Source organism: Prosthecobacter sp. SYSU 5D2 (genome assembly GCF_039655865.1).
GTDB lineage: Bacteria > Verrucomicrobiota > Verrucomicrobiia > Verrucomicrobiales > Verrucomicrobiaceae > Prosthecobacter.
Window position 1 is genome coordinate 91,747 of the sequence record NZ_JBBYXL010000011.1, and the last position, 17,926, is coordinate 109,672.

Here is a 17,926-nt window from a genome sequence, read left to right on the forward strand (position 1 = left end):
CTCAACGCAACTCACCGGCCAAGCGCGCGCACCCCTCCGTTCAAGGTTCAGAACATGCCTAGGGAGCAGTCAACCTTTACCATTTCCATAATCACTCCACCGCACGCACCCGCAATCGTCGCAGGGAAAACAGTTCTCCTTCACACTCATTTAGATGCCGGGCTCCATCCTTGCGCTTGGGGCCAAAAAGTGAACGATTTTCCTGGAACACGCTTTCGACAAACTCCTTGCTGCCCAGGACGAGGCCATCGCTGAAGTAGCGCACCCGCAGGCGGATGAGTTCGGCCGGACTCAGCTTGCCTTTTTCAGCCAGCACTTCCCGCGCCTTCTCCACGCTGATTCCTGGCCGGGCGATGTTCTCATTTTGGGCATCGCGCACCTCAATTCCGCTGGCGAACAGGAGGCTCCGGTAGGCGTCGCCAGCATCATGCGTCTTCCATCCGTCCACCGGTTTGGCGACGGCTTTGCATAGGCCGCGCTGCGCCCGTCGGCTGCCGCTGAGGGCTTCGGCATACCCGCACCAGCGGTAGTCTTTGGGATCCTCGACGAGATTGGCGCGGACGGGGTTCAGGTCAATATAGGCGGCCATCGTCCGCAAGGCTTCGCCCCCGCTTTCCACCATGACGCTTTTGAAACGGTCCATCCACAAAGTGCCTTTTCGGCCCTGGCGCTTGTTGAACCAGCGGCTGAAGCGTTCTTTGACTTCCTTGACGAAAATGGACAGGTCGCAAAACCGCTTCTTGATCGCCTTCAGTTTCTCCTGGACGCGATTTTCCATGCCCATTCGGCGAAGCTCCGACAGGTCCTGACGCAGGAGCCCAACATAGGTTTTGCTGTAGAGTATGGACAGGTGTTCCAAGAGCTTCTCTTCTCCTTCTGAACCAGAGAACCGCTCCAGCCAGGCGTCCCTCCTGGGCACTTCCACCAGCAAATGAAAGTGGTTCCCCATGAGGCAATAGGTGACCAGCTTCACCCCGCAAAAGTCCGCCAGCCGCCACATCAGCCGCTTGAGCGCCTCCTTCTCCACCTCATCAAAAAAGACCTCGCCGCCGCAGGTGCGCGACATGACGTGGTAGCAATAGCTTTCATAGGGTCCCTTTCCCACGACCCGCTTCCGGCCGCCTGACCAGGACCGCGCGGCAGGATAGGGAGCCGTCTTCGCATTCACTCCAACGAGCTGGGCTTCCAGTTCATCGCGTTGCGGATCAATGGTTTGAGTCGCTTTCATGAAGCGAAATTAGCAGGAATTGGGGCTAACGTCAAGCACTGTATGCCTGGCATCTTTTTTTCAACCTCTTGTTAGACCTGGCTCCGCCGCAGCGCGGCGGATGGCTTGAAGACCCACTATGCCCACGTCCCAAGACCACTTCGCCGGTGAGATTTGTGCCATAAAGACAAACTTCGTGACTAAGGCTTAAGCTCTTGCTTAACCCAATCAATATCTCTATCGAGCGCAGTATGAATATTAAAATTTTCCATCACAAACAACCTGCCATCGTTGCTTGGATTTTTTCCATAACTCCACGCAACAAAACGTCGGGAATTTCGTACGTTTTTTAATGAGCGTAAATCAGGGGGCAAATAAACTATTTCATCAAAGTATGCGGCTGCTCCCGGCATTTGTATCAACTGCTCTCTTGTCGGAAACACATAATTATCTTGGTAAGGTATCTGAGCTAAAAAAAGAGCAAATTCACGTGCGACAGACTTATTCCTTTCCCATTCAACCTTTTTCTCCAAAGAAATCGATGTCTTGAATGTGAGAAAAACAATCAGCATCCCAATCCCAAATAAAATCATGTATTTCATCACATCCCCCCCGAAAGAATCGGTTTTGAATTACTGTATTTTTTACCTGGAGTATTGGTGGGTAGCTTTTTACCACAAGGCTTACAGGGCAATTTTTCGATCAAATCAAGGTACTGGCTCATTTCTTTTTTCAGTTCATAAGGTGTGATCGAGCGGGAGGGATCAAGGTACGGCCCCGCCGCCCTAGAGCCAGCCGCATATGCCCCCTTCTGGTTTAATCCTTCTAAACCTTGACCTTTTGCAAGATTATTAATTTCCGCACCATCATTCCTAATCCCCGGCGGAACCTTCATCATCTTGCTCACAAATCCATAAAGAATATTATTCATCGTCCACTTGCTAACACACTTATCTAAGAGCATATAAGTATCTTTACACCCTTCGCCAGCGCATCCTTCGAGCAACTCTTTTGAAGGCGCTGGCATTGCATCTATATTCACTCCATTGCGTAAAAGGAAAAGAGCACCATCAATCGGTCCCTTTTCTGAACTCGGCAAATTAATGTGAGACAAATAAACCTTCATCAGTTCCAACATGAACCAATCGGTGGCATCTGGACCACACTTGCATAAACCTAAATAATCCCACCGATTCACCGGATCATTGCCCACCATCCCGTAGAGGTTGATGCCGCCTCGTTCCTCAATGGGGTCCCGGCTGATCCACCTCCCCATTTCCGGCGCATAGTATCTGTAGCCGTAGTACAACATCCCACTCTCCGAGTCCTCATACTTCGTGCTGAAAGCAAAGGGCGGACGCTCCAGCCACTCGGCTCCCACACCCAGGTCGCGCTGCTTCTGGTTACGCACCACCCGCACCTCGTCTTCCACCAGCAGTTTGCCGAAGGCATCGTACTCCAGACGGTGCAGCGGCAATGGCTGCGTGCCGTCGTTTTCCAACCAGCCCATGACGTTGCCATTGCCGTCATACCAGGGGGCAAGCTGGCGGTTGCTCCCGGTCACGCCCGGGACATACTCCGCCACCCACAGCAGGCCGCCGACGCCGCCTGCCCCGCCGAGTGTGCCATTGACGTCCATCCCCCACAGATAGCTGCGGCGCAGGCTCAGCGGGCCGCCGGAGCTCATCCGCACCAGCTCCGCCAGCAGCGTCCAGTCCTGCCAGATAAACACCGTCTCACGGGAAAACGTCCAGCCTGGGGACTGCAAAGTACCGTTCGGGGATTTGATGCCAGTGAGGACCCGCTTGGCGATCCGACGCCCCAATCCGTCATAGACAAATTCCAGTCGCTTCACCGCCTTGGCTCCTTCACCGCTGACCCCTGGGTATGCCTGCTCCTGTGAGACGAGACGGTTTTCCGCATCACAGGCATAGGTCCACACGCCGTCAGAGGCCAGGTTGCCCTGGAGATTGAATTGCCGGGCCGTGGGAATGCGGGGAAAAGTCACCACCTGGGTTTGCGACAGCGGGGCGGGCTGGAGATCCGGCCTCCCTGCACTGATGACCACCTGCTGGGGAGCAGGGATGGCAGGAAGGTTCAGCCGGTAGCGCCAGAGTTCGCCCTCACGCTCGGCCGTGGCCTCCCCAACTTTCACCAGGGCATCCGGATTGGCCCGCCCGCGCAACCAGCGCCAGGAGGGTTTGGTATTGGTGAGCTGATATTCGCCCGTGGTTCCGGCCAGCTGGAAGGCATATGACAACCCATTCCCATCGGGGGTGTAGGTGTAGGTGAGGTCGCCCATGTTGTTGTAGCTGTAGTCATGGCTCCAGTCGGGCCTCAGGCTGGAGTCCGCCACGCGCTCGCGCCGGACCTCATCCAGCTCCCCGCGGTCATTGTAATCGTACCGCAGCCGGGTGCCGTCATGCCGGGTTTCAAGGGTCCGCCGTCCAGCCGTGTTCAGTTCGTAGTCATAAGAGGCGGTGACGGCAGAGCCGCGCGTCCACTGAACCGCATCCAGCCGCGACTGGACATCCCAGCCCCAGGTGCCGACAAGGGCCTGGCCGCCAGCCAGGGGACGCGTGAGCGTGTGCAGCCGAGGGCTGTCGGGGTAATGTGCATAGGCGGCCTCTGCCAGAAGGGGGGCATTCACAGGCTGTAGTTTAGCCGTTTCCATGCGGTCATGCGAGTCATAAGTGTAAACGCTGCGGTGGGCCGTGCCGGCAAGCGAAGGCACGTGCCTTCATTCTATTTTCACCATTTACATCGAGTGATTTTGCTCTTCCCATTCCCGCAGCTGGCGGAGTTGCTGCTTGTTAGGCTTGGTCAGCATTTCGTGTTCACGCGGGGTCTCCAGCTCCTTCTGCCGCCGCAGTTCCGCCGCTTTTTGGATCCATTCCAAAGGCGTCAGGTTTTCATAAAAATCCGCCACCTGGGGGGCGCTGAGCCGACGGGGCGCAAAGGCAGTCACCTTTAATCTGATCAGCAGGTCGCCGCGCACCACCTCCAGGATGTCCCCTGCCCGCAGATCCCGCGCGGGTTTCACGGGCTTGCCGTCCAGGGTGACATTGCCTTTGGTGCACGATTGCGTGGACAAGCTGCGGGTCTTGAAAATCCGCACATGATGCAGCCACTTGTCTGCCCGCTGCGTCTGGACCGGCTCACTCATGCTTTCTTCACCAGCCGCGCGGCAAAGGCACCGTCCGTTTGCTCCTTGGGGGGAAAGATGAGGCGGCTTTCCAGCAGTTCCATTTCAGGATGCGCTTCGAGGATGGCTTTGACCACTCCCTGGTTTTCATCCGGATCAATGCTGCACGTGCTATAGACAAGAGAGCCGCCCGGCTTCAAAAACCGCAGGGCGGATTTCACCAACCGGAGCTGCACATCCGCCAGGGCGGCAAATTCCTCCTCCTGCAGCCTCCAGCGCACATCAATCCGCCGGCGCATGACCCCGGAGTTGGAGCAGGGCACATCCAGCAGGATGCGGTCAAACAGCAGATCCCCGAATGGCGGCGGCGAATCTCCCAGCAGATCAAAAGTATGCACATGGGCGATGCGCACCTTCAGCCGCGTCAGGTTCTCCCGCAGACGCGTCAAGCGAAGGGGGGAAGAATCGCAGGCAAAAATGCGGCCCTCATTGCACATGATCTCCGCCAGCAGAGCCGTCTTGCCGCCCGGTGCCGCACAGGCGTCCAGTACATTCTCACCGGGCTTCGGCGCCAGCATCCGCGGGGCATGCGCCGTGCTCGGGTCCTGCGCATAGCAGAGACCGTGCTTCAGGGCCTCACGCGGTGCGCTTTCGCATTGGTAAAAACCTTCGCCAATGTCTGTCAGTTCCGGCATTTTGGCCAGCCGCCCGGCCGCCTCTTCATTGAGTCCGTTCAGCCGCACAAACACAGGCGGCGGCTCCTGGTTCCACTGGCACAAGGCTTCAGCTTTTGCCTTGCCCATGATTTTAATCCACCGGCGCACCAGAAATTCCGGGTGGGAATACTTCACCGCCAGAGGCTGCTCCTCCACCAGCGCCTTAAGCCTGGCTTCTTCCCGTCCCGCCCGGCGCAGCACTGCATTCACCAGCGCACCGGAGCGCCCCGCCGCAGCCACGGTCTCATTTACGGCTGCATGGGACGGCACCCCCAGCAGGAGGAGCTGGCAGAGGCCTATCCTTAGCAGCCAGCGTGTGCGATGATCCAGATGCTTGCCATCCGTGAGCTGGTCCGCCCAAAAGTCCAGCAGGCTCAAATGGCGCAACGTCGTAAAAACGATGTCATGCAGAAATGCCGAGTTCGGCGGCGAGAGCACCGCACGGCGCACCCGTTCGTCCAGCAGGTCGGTGGCGAAGCGTCCGGATTTTTGCCAGTCGGTCAGCACATCCAGGGAATGGTGGCGCACACTGGTGGCGGGGGAAGATGAATGGAGGGTTTTCAGCGGAATCAGGTTGGGGGAAAAATCTGTCTTATATCAACGGCGGCAAATAAAGAATCTGGCCCTTAGCCACGCTCAGCCACGTTACCACGGCCAATGCCTCGGTATTGGAAGCCGAAATCACGCACGGCCAGCGGGTCCAGCAGGTTGCGCCCGTCAAAAATCAACGGACTGTTCATGGTGCTGCGCAAAGCCTCCAGGTCAGCAGAGGCGAATTCCGGCCATTCAGTGGCCAGGACCAGCACATCTGCATCCTTGGCTGCATCCAGTGCACTTGCCGCCAGACGGATCTTTGCGGCCACGGGCAGCTCCTGCACCTTGCTCATGGCCTTGGGATCATAGGCACTGACCAGCGCCCCCTCCGCCACAAGCCTTTCGACAAGCTCGACGGCCACCGATGCCCGCACATCATCCGTATGAGGTTTGAAGCTGAGTCCCCACACGGCCACTTTTTTTCCCGTCATGGTGCCCAAGGCCTCACGAATCCCATCCAGAAAACGGTTCAACTGGCGGTCATTGATTCTCTGCACTTCTTTGAGCAGCTCAAAGGGCTGCCCGCACTGCTCGCTGATGGCGATAAACGCAGCAATGTCCTTCGGAAAGCAAGATCCTCCATACCCCAGTCCGGCGTTCAGGAAACCGCGCCCGATCCGCCGGTCCGCTCCGATGCCCTCTGCCACTTTTTTCACATCCGCACCGCTTACTTCACAGATCTCCGCCAGCGCATTGATGTAGCTGATCTTGAGGGCCAGAAAGCTGTTGGCCGCGTGTTTGATCAGCTCAGCACTGTTAATATCCGTCACCAGCACCGGCGCCATGAAAGGCTCATAAATCTTCTGCATCAGCGCCAGCGCCCGGTCACTGTTGCCGCCGATCACAATCCGGTCCGGCTTCATCAGGTCTGCCACCGCACTGCCTTCCCGCAGAAACTCAGGATTGCTCACCACGTCAAATTCGACACCCGGCCTCGCGTGTTCACGGATGGTCCTTGCCACCTGCTCCCCCGTCCGCACCGGCACCGTGCTTTTGTCCACGATGACCCGGTAGCTGCTCAGATGCTGGGCGATCTCACGCGCCACTTTTTCCATGTAACTGAGGTCCACGCTGCCATCCTCAAGCGGCGGCGTCGGCACGGCGATAAAAAGCACCTCCCCGTGGTCCACCCCTTCCTCGGTGGATGTGGTGAAACCCAGCCGGCGTGCCGCTACATTTTTCTTCACAAGCGCTTCCAGACCCGGCTCGAAAATGGGAATCTCCCCTGCTTTCAAAGAGTTCACTTTTTCCGCGTCACTGTCCACACATAGCACATGGTGGCCTGCCTCAGCAAAACAGGCACCTGTCGTGAGGCCGACGTATCCAGAACCGATGATGGAAAGCTTCATGAAATGGTGGTAGATACCCTGCGTCCGGCGGCCTGCGCCAAAAACACCTCAGGTCCCCAACAGTGTGCCGGAAGACAACTGCTCTCAACCTCAAAAACGGGCCTCACTGGTTGCCACCACGACCGGAAGGATTTGGATCAATGTCGAGCGGGACACTGAGCTGCGGGAAGTCCTTCAGCGTCAGGGAAAACATCAGCCCGAAGTCATTCAGGCCGTTGCGGTTGTCCCGCACCATGGCACCGACGGATGCCACCCAGCTCGAAAGATCGCGGGAGACGCTGTAACTCTGGAACTCCATCGTCCCGTCATCCATTTCAAAGATATGGTTCATGGAGAAGCCCCAGTTGTCCGTCAGGCGTGCGTAGATCCGGGAGAACACCAGACTGGAATCCACAAAGAACGGACTGTCGCTCACATACTGGTGGCCTAACGTCATTTGCACATTTTTACCCGGCATGAAGGTGATGCCCTGGTTCAGCTCCGTAAAACTGCCTTCTCCGCTTTGCAGCGGCATCTGCCAGTCCATCCAAAAACTCACCCATGGCACGGGGCGGAAGAACAGTTCATTGTACAAATTGGAGATGCTCCGGTCGAACTCCGGATCCTTCATAAACACATCTACATACGTGTTCAGACCTGCCCAGGTATAAGTCTGCACAGGCTCCGTCGTCGCGGAGAAAAAGTTTCCCCGGCTGGCGGAGGTGTAGTCCCGGCGTGTCTGCAGGAGATTGCGCATCCCGATACGTGCAATGTTCCATGATTGCAGATCATCCACAGCCGTGAAGAGAGGCACATCAATGGAGCGGGGGCGCGTTGTCGGGGAAAGCCTGTCAATGCCACGAAAACCCTCCTCCTGGGAAGCATCCAGATAAGAAAGATTCAGATATGGCTGCATCACATGCCGCAGCCCGTCCAACCCCCACTCAGGCTTCTGAAAATCCTCCCAGCTCTTCGTCAGCTTGAAAGAGACATCCACACCGGCATGGAACAGCGTCTTGGTATGGTCTGACATATCAGGACGGGAACCGTCAATGTCCGTGTAATGGGTCAGTCCGGCTCCAATTCTGGGTGTCACGTTTAACCAGCCCAGGAAAGTCTTCGGATACAGCAGCTCCTGATAGGTATGAACGCGGCCAAAACCCGCCCCTTCCAGCCTGGCCGAAAAGAGGTCAATGCCCCGAGCCAGGTCCGCATTCGAAAGCGCCGTCCCCGGATTCAGTCCAAGCAGGGACTGATAGCTCGCCAGATTATCTTCCGTCACCGCAGCTCCCCCGCCCAGCTGGCGCCGCCCTACCTGGATCAGCCTGGCAAAATCCTCCTCCTCTTCATCCCCCAGTTCGTCTTTAAGAATGCCAGCGCTGAATGTCCCCTGATGAAAGATCCCCGTGTTCCACAACTGGCGGCGGGTCCAGTCAATGGCCAGTTCCGGCAGCTTGGTTCCGACCGTATAAAAATCGTTCGCCTGGAAGCGCGCCATCAGTGTGGCCACATACGCAGGGTCCGTATGCACCAGGGAAATCTGGTTTTCCGGCTCCGGCGTCTCCCGGAAGTCATTGAAGTAAAAGTCCTCATAAAAATGGGCGTCAGAGACTTTGTTGACGTCAAAATCCAGATACCAGGTGCTTTTCTCCGGACCTGGCAGGTAAATCCGGTGCTGGAAGTTGATGCGATACCGGTCTTCTCCGACCGGGCCGCGAAGCTCACCTGTGCGGTTGTTTTCCGGATCTGCATCCCGGAGATAATACAGCTTCAAATTGCCAAAGTTGCTCCGGTTGTCTGCATGCCGCAGGGAGTGAAAATCCGCCCCCAAGCCCACTCCCCGGGAGGAACGCAGATCCAGCCGGTACTTCGCCAGTGTATGATCCCCATGGATCATCCCATACTGCAGAAGCAAAAACGCCCCCCACCGGCTCTGGTAGCCTGGAGTGAAACGAAAGCCCACCTCATCCTTCAGCGGCTGGGAGATGTATGGGAAATAAAACACCGGCGTATCCCCCGCCAGCACGGTCACATTACGCATCACCACCCGGTTCTCAGGATAAATCGTCAGCCTCCGTGCGCGCAGGCGGAAGTTTGGGTTCTGCACGTCATGAGTGGTAAAGTAAGTGTCACCACCCTCCACTTTTTCGATCATCTTGGTCTCCGTCTCAAAACCTTTGGTATCATAAAAAAACGATCCCATTTCCATCGGCATCGCACTGCGCACCGCATCCCCGCTCAGCTCCCCGGTATTGGCATTATAGATGATGTTTTCTCCACGGTAGGTCGTTCCCGCCTTCCAGATCACCACCCCGTCCCGTGCAATGACCTCCCCGGTGCTCGCATTGTAGCTGGCCGTGCCGCTGCGGATTTCCACATCCGTGTAGCTGATGCGCACATCACCCTTTGCCGTCGCCAGCCCGGTTTCAGGATCATAGGTGGTCTCCAGCCCCTCAATGTTGAGGTTGCTGGTCAGAGAGTCTAGCAGAGCCTGGGCGCGCAGGCCAGGAGCGACCATCAGGGCTGCAAAGCCGAGGACGACACACAGTCGGGAGAATGTCATGATACCGTGGGAGATTGAAAAAACGGCCAAGAAAGACGAAAGGGAGTGTGAACTTTTTCTCGGCTGGCCATTCAATAGGCCACCGCCCCGAGGGTGACAAGAAAAAGCAGGGGAAAATTGCGGCTCCGTTTTCTCAATCATCCTCCGCATCCGTGCCGCCAAACGCGCAAATGCCACGCTTGCTCGGGGTTGCCACAAAATCCAGCAACCTTTGCGCCGCTGGCGGCCATTCCCGCTCCCTCGCAGTTTCCACGGCCTGGGACAGATTTTTACCGGACCTGAAAAGCAGTTGGAACATCTCTTTGATCACAGCGCGCTGCTCCGCATTAAAACCCTGCCTCCGCAGTCCGATCACGTTCAGGCCCATCAGCCGGTTGATCCGGTGCGCTGCGCAAAAGTGCGGGATGTCCTTGCCAAAGCCCCCATTGCCCTGGACCACGCAGTAATCCCCAATGCGGATGAACTGGTGAAACACCGCCCCTCCCCCAATGAAGGTATTGCTGCCCACGGTGATGTGCCCCGCCAGCAGACAGGCATTGGCCAAAATATTTTTGTCCCCCAAGATGACATCATGGGCCAGGTGCGCTCCGGCCATCAGGAAATTGCCATTCCCCATGCGGGTGTGGCTCCCCGCCTTGCTCGCCCGGTGGATGGTCACCTGCTCGCGGATCACATTGTCCTCCCCCAGGATCACCCCACTCTCCGTTTCCCGCTTGAATCCCAGATCCTGAGGGTCTCCGCCTATGATGGCCGCCCGCCCGATGACGGTCCGGGCGCCTACTTTGACCTGGCCCACAATCTGCGCATGCGCCTCCACCCGGCAGCCTTCCCCAATCTCCGCCGCCCCGTCCACAATCACATAGGGGCCGATCTCCACGGAGGGGTCAATTTTCGCAGAGTCATGGATGATTGCAGTCGGGTGGATCATTGGCTTAGCAATGGCAGAGTCCGCTGACAGAATCAACCCAGCAGAGGCAGTGTCCGCTTTTCCTGCGCACTCAGGTACGCGGTGTCCACAATCTGCTGGCCGATGCGGCTGATTTCCAGGCTGAGCGGCCCGATCAGCGGTGCTCCCGTCTCCAGCGAATGGATTAAATGTTCGATGGGATTGCGGTTTGGGGCAGCGATCTCATCCACAGGCACCTCATATCCCTCCGGCCGCTTAGCAGTCTGCACCCTCAGCGTCTTCTCATAATCGTAGCAGGAAATCGTCCCATCGGTCCCCCTCAGCACAAACCCGCACTTCGGCTGGGGCTGGAATGTCCAGGGATCCGTAAAGGTCCCCCAGCGTGTCTCCGTTTTGCTCAAACCACCTGCATAGCGGATCACCGTGATGCTATGCTCATCCACCTCCAGTCCGTTCGGGTGGTCCCAGGTGCAGGTGACCTCCAGCGGGGATTTCCCACCCAGATGCCAGGTGCCCAGCGTCGCCCCATAGCCCATGTAATCCAGGAGGGATCCCCCGCCCTGCTCACGGCTGTAAAACCAGCTTGCCGCCTTCTCCGCAGCGGTTGGCTCATGCTCCGTCTTGTCTGCCCCGTGATACAGCGGCCCCCGGTTGCCCCCGTGGTGATGGAATTCACGCACCTCGCCGATCAGTCCCTCCAGGATCAGGCGGTGGGCGGTCTGCTGCCCGGCATCCCACACCAGCGGCCAGTTCACCGCCAGCACCTTTCCCGTGGGTGTCATCGCCGCCACCATCGCATCCGCCTCAGCGAGGCTCGCGGCAAAGGGTTTTTCCATTAACAGATGCGTCCCATACGGAGCCACTTTTTCCACCCACTCCCCGTGTTTGGATGCGGCCGGGCATAACACGACAATATCCGGCTTCGTTTGCTCAAGACAGGCCCGGTAGTCGGTGAAAACCTGGTCAGCCTCCAGCCCGAAATTTTTCACCGCCCCCTGCATCCGCTCCGGCTCCTCATCACAGATACCAACCACCTCCGCATTGGGGTGCGCAGAAGCCTGGCGCAACAAATCACCCATGTGAAAATGTTCAAAATTTATTCCTGCGATTCGCCAGCGTTTCATGGTTCAGTTTCAACATTTTGGAGCTGCCATCCATGGCGGTCCGGGCTTCTTCTTCGCAAAAAATGCCCTGGTTAACAACATCAATTCACAAGTTATTCACAGTGCTCACAAACGGAAAGAAAAAACTCCCCTGGTGCTTCTTTTGCTGAGCCTCAAACCTTGGCAATCCACAGAGAATCAACGTTGAGCGGTCATTATGCCATAGCGGCTGGTGACAAGATTGGCACGTAGCCCGCCGCCATCCAAAAATTGCCACAGGGTTCTATTTCCATCACTTAACTTGTTCATTACCAAGTGGTTGTTGCAATTATTTCGAATACGTGTTATCCATTCTGAAACATTATTTGCCAGCAGATCCAACTATTTTGTTTCCGTGCCACCCATGGTTAAAGGATCCCGGCCCAACAATGATGCAAAATGCAATTTCGCTGGCGAGGTGAAAAATTGTGCCTTTCAAGGATTATTTCAGCAACTCCAACGCCTAAAATGGGTACGCAAAAAAGGCGCTAAACGCCTGTTGACAGCAGCTTTCTTCACAATGTGCAGAGAATCTTGTCAGCGTGTGCTGACAAGAAGCTACAAAATTTAACAACCCAGCTTCAAAAGTCGTGCCACCCCCTGACATAGCGAGCTTTCAACCCAAAAAAAGACCGCCCAGCCCGAAGGAACTGGACGGTCATCATAAGGAGGTCAGCTTCAGTGCATCTCAACAGCGCAGCTTCCCAGCCCGCCGCGGAAATAATTGAACTGCACATTCGGGTGGTCCGCCAGCAGGGACATCGGCACCGCCGCATCCGCCAGCCTCTTGGAGATCATTAGCGCCGTCAGCCGCTGGCCCAGGGGGTTGTCATGCATACCGGCCTGCCAGATGCTGACCTTCTCCGCCATCCAGGTTTCCTTTGGCCCCACGGTGATGGCCATCTGCGGCACCATGGTGATGTTTCCGCCGCCGGAAGTACGGGCATTTTGGGAAAGCGTCACCGGGTGCAGGTCCACGATGCGGGTGCCCAGCTTCCGGTATTCTGCGGGCGATGGCGGCTCAGTCTTCCATTTGCCCGTGCGCTTCAGGGGATCGTTGAAGGCCCAGTGCTTGATGTCCCCCTGCCCGCCCTGCATCACAATGCAGCGCACGCCGGAGTGCCAGCTCTTCACATACTCCGTCACATCCGCCTTCGGGAAATGCATCTGCGCATCCGGCATCACCAGCTTTTTCTGGATTCGGTCGAAGCACAGCTCACGGTCCGCTTTCTCAAAGGACAGCGGGTGCTCCATGGAGACCTCTTTTTTCGTCTCCGGATCATACCATTCGTCCATGCCCCAGAAATGGCCGTCCTTGATGGAAATGCCCAGGTCATTGACCAGCCGGGCCACCAGCGGCATTTGCTCAGTCGGTCCCACCGGGCCGCAAATGCCCGCCGGGTTGTCCGCCGTCGCCTGCTTCCAGGCATGGATGTATTCCAGCGCTTCCGCCAGGTAAAAATCCTCCAGCGTATCATACATCACCACCTTGAACCCAGGGCGGGAAAGCTGGCGCAGGTCCCGCTCCGTCAGGCGCGCCGCATCATTGATGAGATCATTGTCGAGCGTGGTGTAGTCCCACCAGTCGGGGGCGATGTGGCTGAGTTTGCGTGGCATAGGTTCAGTTCGGGATGTGAGATTGCAAAATGACAGACGCGTCTAAATAAGACAAACGCACCAGGATTCTCCAGTTTGTCGCCCAACGGCCGCTTTGCCAAGCCCGAAAACTTCCGCGTTCCTGCGCAAGGGCTGTCTTATTGTGATAACACCCGGTTTTGCCCGGGCTGCCTTTTACGCGCAACCTCGCATCGTCATACGATATTCCTGCGTGAATACCACCAGCCTCACCACGTACCTCACAGACCATCTCGCCGGTTCCGTCGCAGCCATCCAGATGCTGGATCATCTCATGGCCGTTTATGGAAAGCGCCCGGAAGCCGTCCAGATCCGCACGCTCAAAACAGAGGTGGAATACGACCAGCAGCTTCTCAGAGACCTGATGGACAGGTTCGAGGCCAAGGAAAGTCCGTTGAAGAAAGCCGGAGCCTGGATTGCAGAAAAAGCGCTCGAACTGAAGGTCAACACCTCCCCAGATGACTTTGACATCCTCCAGACCTTGGAAGCCCTCGTTCTGGGCATTGAAGGCAAGCTACGCCTCTGGCGCTCCCTGCAATGCGTGGAAACGGGCCTGGACCTCCCCCATCTTCAGTCAGACGCCCACCGCCAGATTCATCAGGTCGAGCTCCTCCGCCTGGAAGCCGCCGAGCGTGCCTTCGGTGCGTCGCCATCCCGGTGAATCCGTTCGCTGCGGATTCCATGAGCACAGCATCCTCGGACTCTTGATGTAAAGAAAAGGATAATTGAATCCGCTCTTCCCCCATGATTTGTATGCCGATGCATAGATCCTTCCTGGGCTGCCTGATTGCCCTCTTTGCCACACCTTTTGCCTATTCTGCGACCTTGCTTCAGCAGGACGCAGGCTATTTTGCCTTTGAGGCCGAAGACTATTCGACCAAGAACAACGCCAACTGGTCCACCATCAGCACCACCACCGGCACCGTGACCCTTCCAGACGGCACCAATGCCGTAGGAGACGCCATTTATAACAGCGGCGGCGGCGGGCTCACCTCCTTCGTCACCTATGATCTCCAGTTTACAACGGATGGCACCTATTACCTCTACACGCGCTATTCCATGTATGACCGCACCGTCAATGACGCTGCCAGTTATGGAAACGAAGATTCGTTTTACGTGGCCCGTAATTTTGGAATTGATGACACCTCGGGAGGGGGTGCGGACGTTGACTGGTACAACCAGGGCCTGTCCAACCAGGGCCACCGACCTGCCAACAACGCCAGCCCCAATCCCAATGAAGGCCAGTTTTTCTACTGGGATGAAGCCACCCTCTCACCAGTTTCCACCGTGCACAGCTACGTCGTCTCCGGCGCCAGCGAGGAAAATCCGCTTGATGTCACCTTCACCATTGCCAATCGCGAGGCTGGCGTCGCGATTGACCGCTTTGTCTTCAGCACCACCCGCATCTCCCTCACCGGCGGCAACAGCCCCACGCTCGATGGCATTGCCTCCGTACCGGAACCCTCCCGCGCCCTGCTCTCATTCCTCGCCCTCGGCTTCCTGCTCACCCGCCGCCGCCGTTAGCCGAGTCAGGTTTTGACCCTCCTGGTCGTTGGGGAGGTTTCTTCAGTGACACTGACGGCCTGCTCTTCCATGCCTTTCCATTTGGTGCGGTCCCATCGCTGGCCGACAGGCACCATGACCTCACGGGCGAGGTCTGGCATTTTCAGGATCACGGCCAGGCGGCCAAGGTCATTGCGCACCTCCAGGCTGTGAGGATAAAGTTCAAGCGTGCGCCGGATGGAGGTTTCCAGCTTGGGGATGTCCACCCACACATTCAACAATGGGCCAAGCTCAGGAGGCAACGCGGCCAGAAGGATCGCCATGGATTCAGGATGATCGGAGGCGGCCAGATGCTCCAAAAACTGTTTGCATAACGTCTGGCCGTTGGGGTCATACATGAGGCGCAAAAACATGACCATCAGGCTGCTCGGATAGTCTGGAAATTTTTCATAACCCGCGTGAAAGTTTCCTGCGGCGATGCTGAGGTCCTCCTTGAGGGTGATGCTGATGACCATCTGCAACTGGGGGATGATGGGGCTTACAGGGCCGACCTCTTCCAGCTTCTTCCTCTGGCGGGCCAGCAAGGCCTTCCTGGTTGGCCTGTCCGGCGGCGGAAATCTGACCATTTGGTAGATTTCATAGACCATTTCTCCGATGCGTGCGTCGATGGAGGTGGGCTTGGACTTGCGCCACTCTTGGATCCGGTCTCCCATTTCCTCCCAGGCTGAGGATGACCATTGTTCATTTTCCAGCGGGTGCATGCCACGATAAATCAGCTCCGACACCCACTGGCCGGAGGCTGTCTTCAACTGGCGTACCCGGGCCTGCATGGCGTAGTGTTCCAGCGAGTCGTAATCGCCTTCCTTCAGCCGCAGCATGGCCATGTCTTCACAGGCCTTGCGCTGCGCGCCTGCATCAAATTCATCACGCTCTGGCGGGAAGACAAAAACGTCCATCTTCTTTGTGATGATGCCTGCATAAAGGGCACAGGCCTGCTCATGATAACGCAGCGTTTTGCGCACCTGGATGACGGTACTATAGCAGCAAGGCGTGAGGAAACCTGGCATCCACCAGTTCCAGTGCAGACCTGGCTTCTTCCACCCGGCCGTAATAGAGGAGGGCGTAACATTTGGCCAGAAGGATGGCCCCGGCATCATGATAGGCCTGGTGACAGTGCGCCTCTTCCCAAGTGGGCAGACTGGTGACCCAGGGAGACTGGGTCAGTGCCAGAGGCAGGATTCCGGCGAGCGCCTTTTCCATTTCCGGGAGCTGTTTCGGATTCCGGCTTTCATACCAGTAGCGGGCGGCCGCTTGCAGGTCGTCATGCTCACTCCGTTCCTCAAAATCCCTGGCCTCACGTCCGCTTTCCTGCCGCTGATGAGAAGGGATTCGGGACTGGGCGACGGCTTGAAATGAGGTGACCCCGAGAAGGCTCACGCCCAAGACGTATGAAAAAAAGGAAGGCATAGGGGATTGCGCTATGGAAATTATGGCCAGTTCCGGCACATTTGCAAATCCTAGCCTGATATGTTCAAAAAGTGGCTGGGAGCCGGCTTTCCGCTGCTTGCCAAGCGCCGAGCCGCTTCGATAGTTACCCAGAGGACATGCGAAAATCATAAGCCATCAATCCTAAATCATAACTCCCATGTCCTCTTCCCGCCCTGGCGTCTCTCTCCTCACCGCCACTGCTGTAGTCGTGGCCAACATGATTGGCACAGGGGTCTTCACCAGCCTGGGCTATCAGGTGGGAGGGCTGCCTTCAGGATTTGCCATTGTGGTCCTCTGGGCCGTGGGCGGACTCTGCGCCTTTTGCGGTGCTCTGGCCTATGGTGAGCTGGCTGCCGCTCTGCCCCGTTCCGGCGGGGAATACCATTTCCTCTCCCGCATCTTTCATCCTGCCGCAGGTTTTGTCGCGGGCTGGCTGTCTTCCACCGTCGGTTTTGCCGCGCCGATCGCGCTGGCGGCCATGGCCTTTGGCAAATATTACACCGGCATCTTTCCCGGAGCGTCCGCCCTGCAGCTCTCCATCGGCGTCTCCGTGGCGGTCACCCTCATCCATCTTTTCGGTATCCAGGTGGCGGCGCGGTTTCAAAACCTGGCCACCTGGGGCAAGGTCACCCTGATTCTTGTCTTCATCATCGCCGGGGCCATCCTCGGTGGTGATCAGCCTATTTCCTTCACACCGGTGGAGGGGGATGGTGCGCTCCTCACCAGCAGTGCCTTTGCCATCAGCCTAGTTTACGTCATGTACTCCTATGCCGGATGGAATGCTGCCACCTACATCATTGGCGAGATCCGCGACCCGGCCCGCAATGTCCCCAAGGCCATCGCCCTGGGCACCGGCCTGGTCACTGTTCTTTACGTGGCCTTGAATGCCGTTTTCCTGTACGCCGCCCCCATCAGCGAGCTGGAAGGCAAGAATGAGGTGGGCCATATTGCGGCGGATTTTATCTTTGGCAAGCTGGGCGGCAACCTCATGTCCGGCCTCATCTGCCTGGGGCTGGTCTCCAGCATCAGTGCCATGACCTGGGTGGGGCCGCGTGTCACCATGGCCATGGGGCAGGATCTGGTGCTACTTCGTCCGTTTGCGAAAAAATCCTCCCGCGATGTCCCGGTCACCGCCTTAATTTTTCAACTGCTCATCGTGGTGACGCTGCTGCTCACCTCCACCTTTGATTCCGTGCTGAATTACGTCCAGTTCAGCATTCAGCTCTGCTCTTTTGCCACCGTTCTCGGCATGATGATTCTGCGCTGGACGCAGCCTGATCTTCCACGTCCTGTCCGTTGCTGGGGCTACCCTTTGACGCCGCTCATTTTCCTGGGCATCAGCCTGTGGATGCTCATCTTTGTCTGGCAAGAGCGCCCTGAAGAATCCCTCGCCGGTCTGGCCACGATTGGGGTGGGCTTGTTGATTTACTTCGTCTCTCCAAAAGGCAAAATGCAAGAAAACGAAAGTTAGGTGATCAGCATTAGACAAAATTACAACGATAAATGAATTACTTATTGCTCCTTTTTTTCGAATTTTGCTAAACTCGGTTCCATTCATTAAATATGAGCATTTCGCGTCGAGGATTTATCAATGCATCCATCTCTGCTCTGGCAGGCAGTCTTTACGCAGAATCAGGAATCCCGAACGCTCGAATGGGTGTTCCCTTGAAGCAAGAGCCGCTGACTTTCGCTTTTGAG

General features: G+C 57.0%; 15 protein-coding genes. 3 read left to right on the top strand and 12 right to left on the bottom strand.

Annotated features, from left to right (window positions below):
- Positions 1–91: 91 nt before the first annotated feature.
- The 10 genes from WJU23_RS18675 to WJU23_RS18720 all read right to left on the bottom strand — a co-directional run bounded on the left by WJU23_RS18675 (position 92) and on the right by WJU23_RS18720 (position 13,219).
- Positions 92–1,228, bottom strand: coding sequence for a transposase (locus WJU23_RS18675; protein WP_346334131.1), 1,137 nt, complete (start codon positions 1,226–1,228; stop codon positions 92–94).
- Positions 1,229–1,407: 179 nt separating this feature from the next.
- Positions 1,408–1,809 (bottom strand): hypothetical protein, encoded by a 402-nt coding sequence (locus WJU23_RS18680; RefSeq protein ID WP_346334132.1) that lies wholly within the window; start codon positions 1,807–1,809, stop codon positions 1,408–1,410.
- Positions 1,809–3,941 carry an RHS repeat-associated core domain-containing protein gene (locus WJU23_RS18685; protein WP_346334133.1) on the bottom strand — a complete coding sequence of 711 codons (2,133 nt, stop codon included), beginning with the start codon at positions 3,939–3,941 and terminating at the stop codon, positions 1,809–1,811. Before WJU23_RS18685 ends, WJU23_RS18680 begins: the two co-directional genes overlap by 1 nt.
- Before the next feature lie 24 nt (positions 3,942–3,965).
- Positions 3,966–4,373 carry a S4 domain-containing protein gene (locus WJU23_RS18690; RefSeq protein WP_346334134.1) on the bottom strand — a complete coding sequence of 136 codons (408 nt, stop codon included), beginning with the start codon at positions 4,371–4,373 and terminating at the stop codon, positions 3,966–3,968.
- Positions 4,370–5,596, bottom strand: coding sequence for a 16S rRNA (cytosine(967)-C(5))-methyltransferase RsmB (rsmB, locus tag WJU23_RS18695; protein ID WP_346334135.1), 1,227 nt, complete (start codon positions 5,594–5,596; stop codon positions 4,370–4,372). The genes WJU23_RS18690 and rsmB overlap by 4 nt, the downstream gene beginning before the upstream one ends.
- A 98-nt stretch (positions 5,597–5,694) precedes the next feature.
- The gene (locus WJU23_RS18700; RefSeq protein WP_346334136.1) at positions 5,695–7,011 is read right to left on the bottom strand and encodes a UDP-glucose/GDP-mannose dehydrogenase family protein; all 1,317 of its coding nucleotides are present in this window, start codon (positions 7,009–7,011) and stop codon (positions 5,695–5,697) included.
- Positions 7,012–7,114: 103 nt separating this feature from the next.
- A complete protein-coding gene (lptD, locus tag WJU23_RS18705; RefSeq protein ID WP_346334137.1) occupies positions 7,115–9,553 on the bottom strand; it encodes an LPS assembly protein LptD in 2,439 nt (812 codons plus the stop codon).
- Between the two features lie 133 nt (positions 9,554–9,686).
- Positions 9,687–10,481 (bottom strand): acyl-ACP--UDP-N-acetylglucosamine O-acyltransferase, encoded by a 795-nt coding sequence (gene lpxA, locus WJU23_RS18710; protein WP_346334138.1) that lies wholly within the window; start codon positions 10,479–10,481, stop codon positions 9,687–9,689.
- Positions 10,482–10,513: 32 nt separating this feature from the next.
- Positions 10,514–11,584: a Gfo/Idh/MocA family oxidoreductase gene (locus WJU23_RS18715; protein WP_346334139.1), complete on the bottom strand. Its 1,071-nt coding sequence runs from the start codon at positions 11,582–11,584 to the stop codon at positions 10,514–10,516.
- A 696-nt stretch (positions 11,585–12,280) separates the two neighbouring features.
- Positions 12,281–13,219: a glucosamine-6-phosphate isomerase gene (locus WJU23_RS18720; RefSeq protein WP_346334140.1), complete on the bottom strand. Its 939-nt coding sequence runs from the start codon at positions 13,217–13,219 to the stop codon at positions 12,281–12,283.
- 211 nt (positions 13,220–13,430) lie between these two features.
- Here WJU23_RS18720 and WJU23_RS18725 point away from each other — a divergent pair, with 211 nt between their 5' ends.
- Together WJU23_RS18725 and WJU23_RS18730 are read left to right on the top strand one after the other, a co-directional pair.
- Positions 13,431–13,898 (top strand): hypothetical protein, encoded by a 468-nt coding sequence (locus WJU23_RS18725; RefSeq protein WP_346334141.1) that lies wholly within the window; start codon positions 13,431–13,433, stop codon positions 13,896–13,898.
- 98 nt (positions 13,899–13,996) lie between these two features.
- Positions 13,997–14,761 (top strand): PEP-CTERM sorting domain-containing protein, encoded by a 765-nt coding sequence (locus WJU23_RS18730; RefSeq protein ID WP_346334142.1) that lies wholly within the window; start codon positions 13,997–13,999, stop codon positions 14,759–14,761.
- Between the two features lie 5 nt (positions 14,762–14,766).
- Here the strand turns inward: WJU23_RS18730 and WJU23_RS18735 are convergent, their stop codons facing one another.
- Positions 14,767–15,807, bottom strand: coding sequence for a hypothetical protein (locus WJU23_RS18735; RefSeq protein ID WP_346334143.1), 1,041 nt, complete (start codon positions 15,805–15,807; stop codon positions 14,767–14,769).
- On the bottom strand, positions 15,776–16,177 hold the full coding sequence (locus WJU23_RS18740; RefSeq protein ID WP_346334144.1) for a hypothetical protein: 402 nt from the start codon (positions 16,175–16,177) through the stop codon (positions 15,776–15,778). Before WJU23_RS18740 ends, WJU23_RS18735 begins: the two co-directional genes overlap by 32 nt.
- 208 nt (positions 16,178–16,385) lie before the next feature.
- On the opposite strand from WJU23_RS18740, the gene WJU23_RS18745 reads away from it, so the two are divergent.
- Positions 16,386–17,699: an amino acid permease gene (locus WJU23_RS18745; RefSeq protein WP_346334145.1), complete on the top strand. Its 1,314-nt coding sequence runs from the start codon at positions 16,386–16,388 to the stop codon at positions 17,697–17,699.
- Positions 17,700–17,926 lie beyond the last annotated feature (227 nt).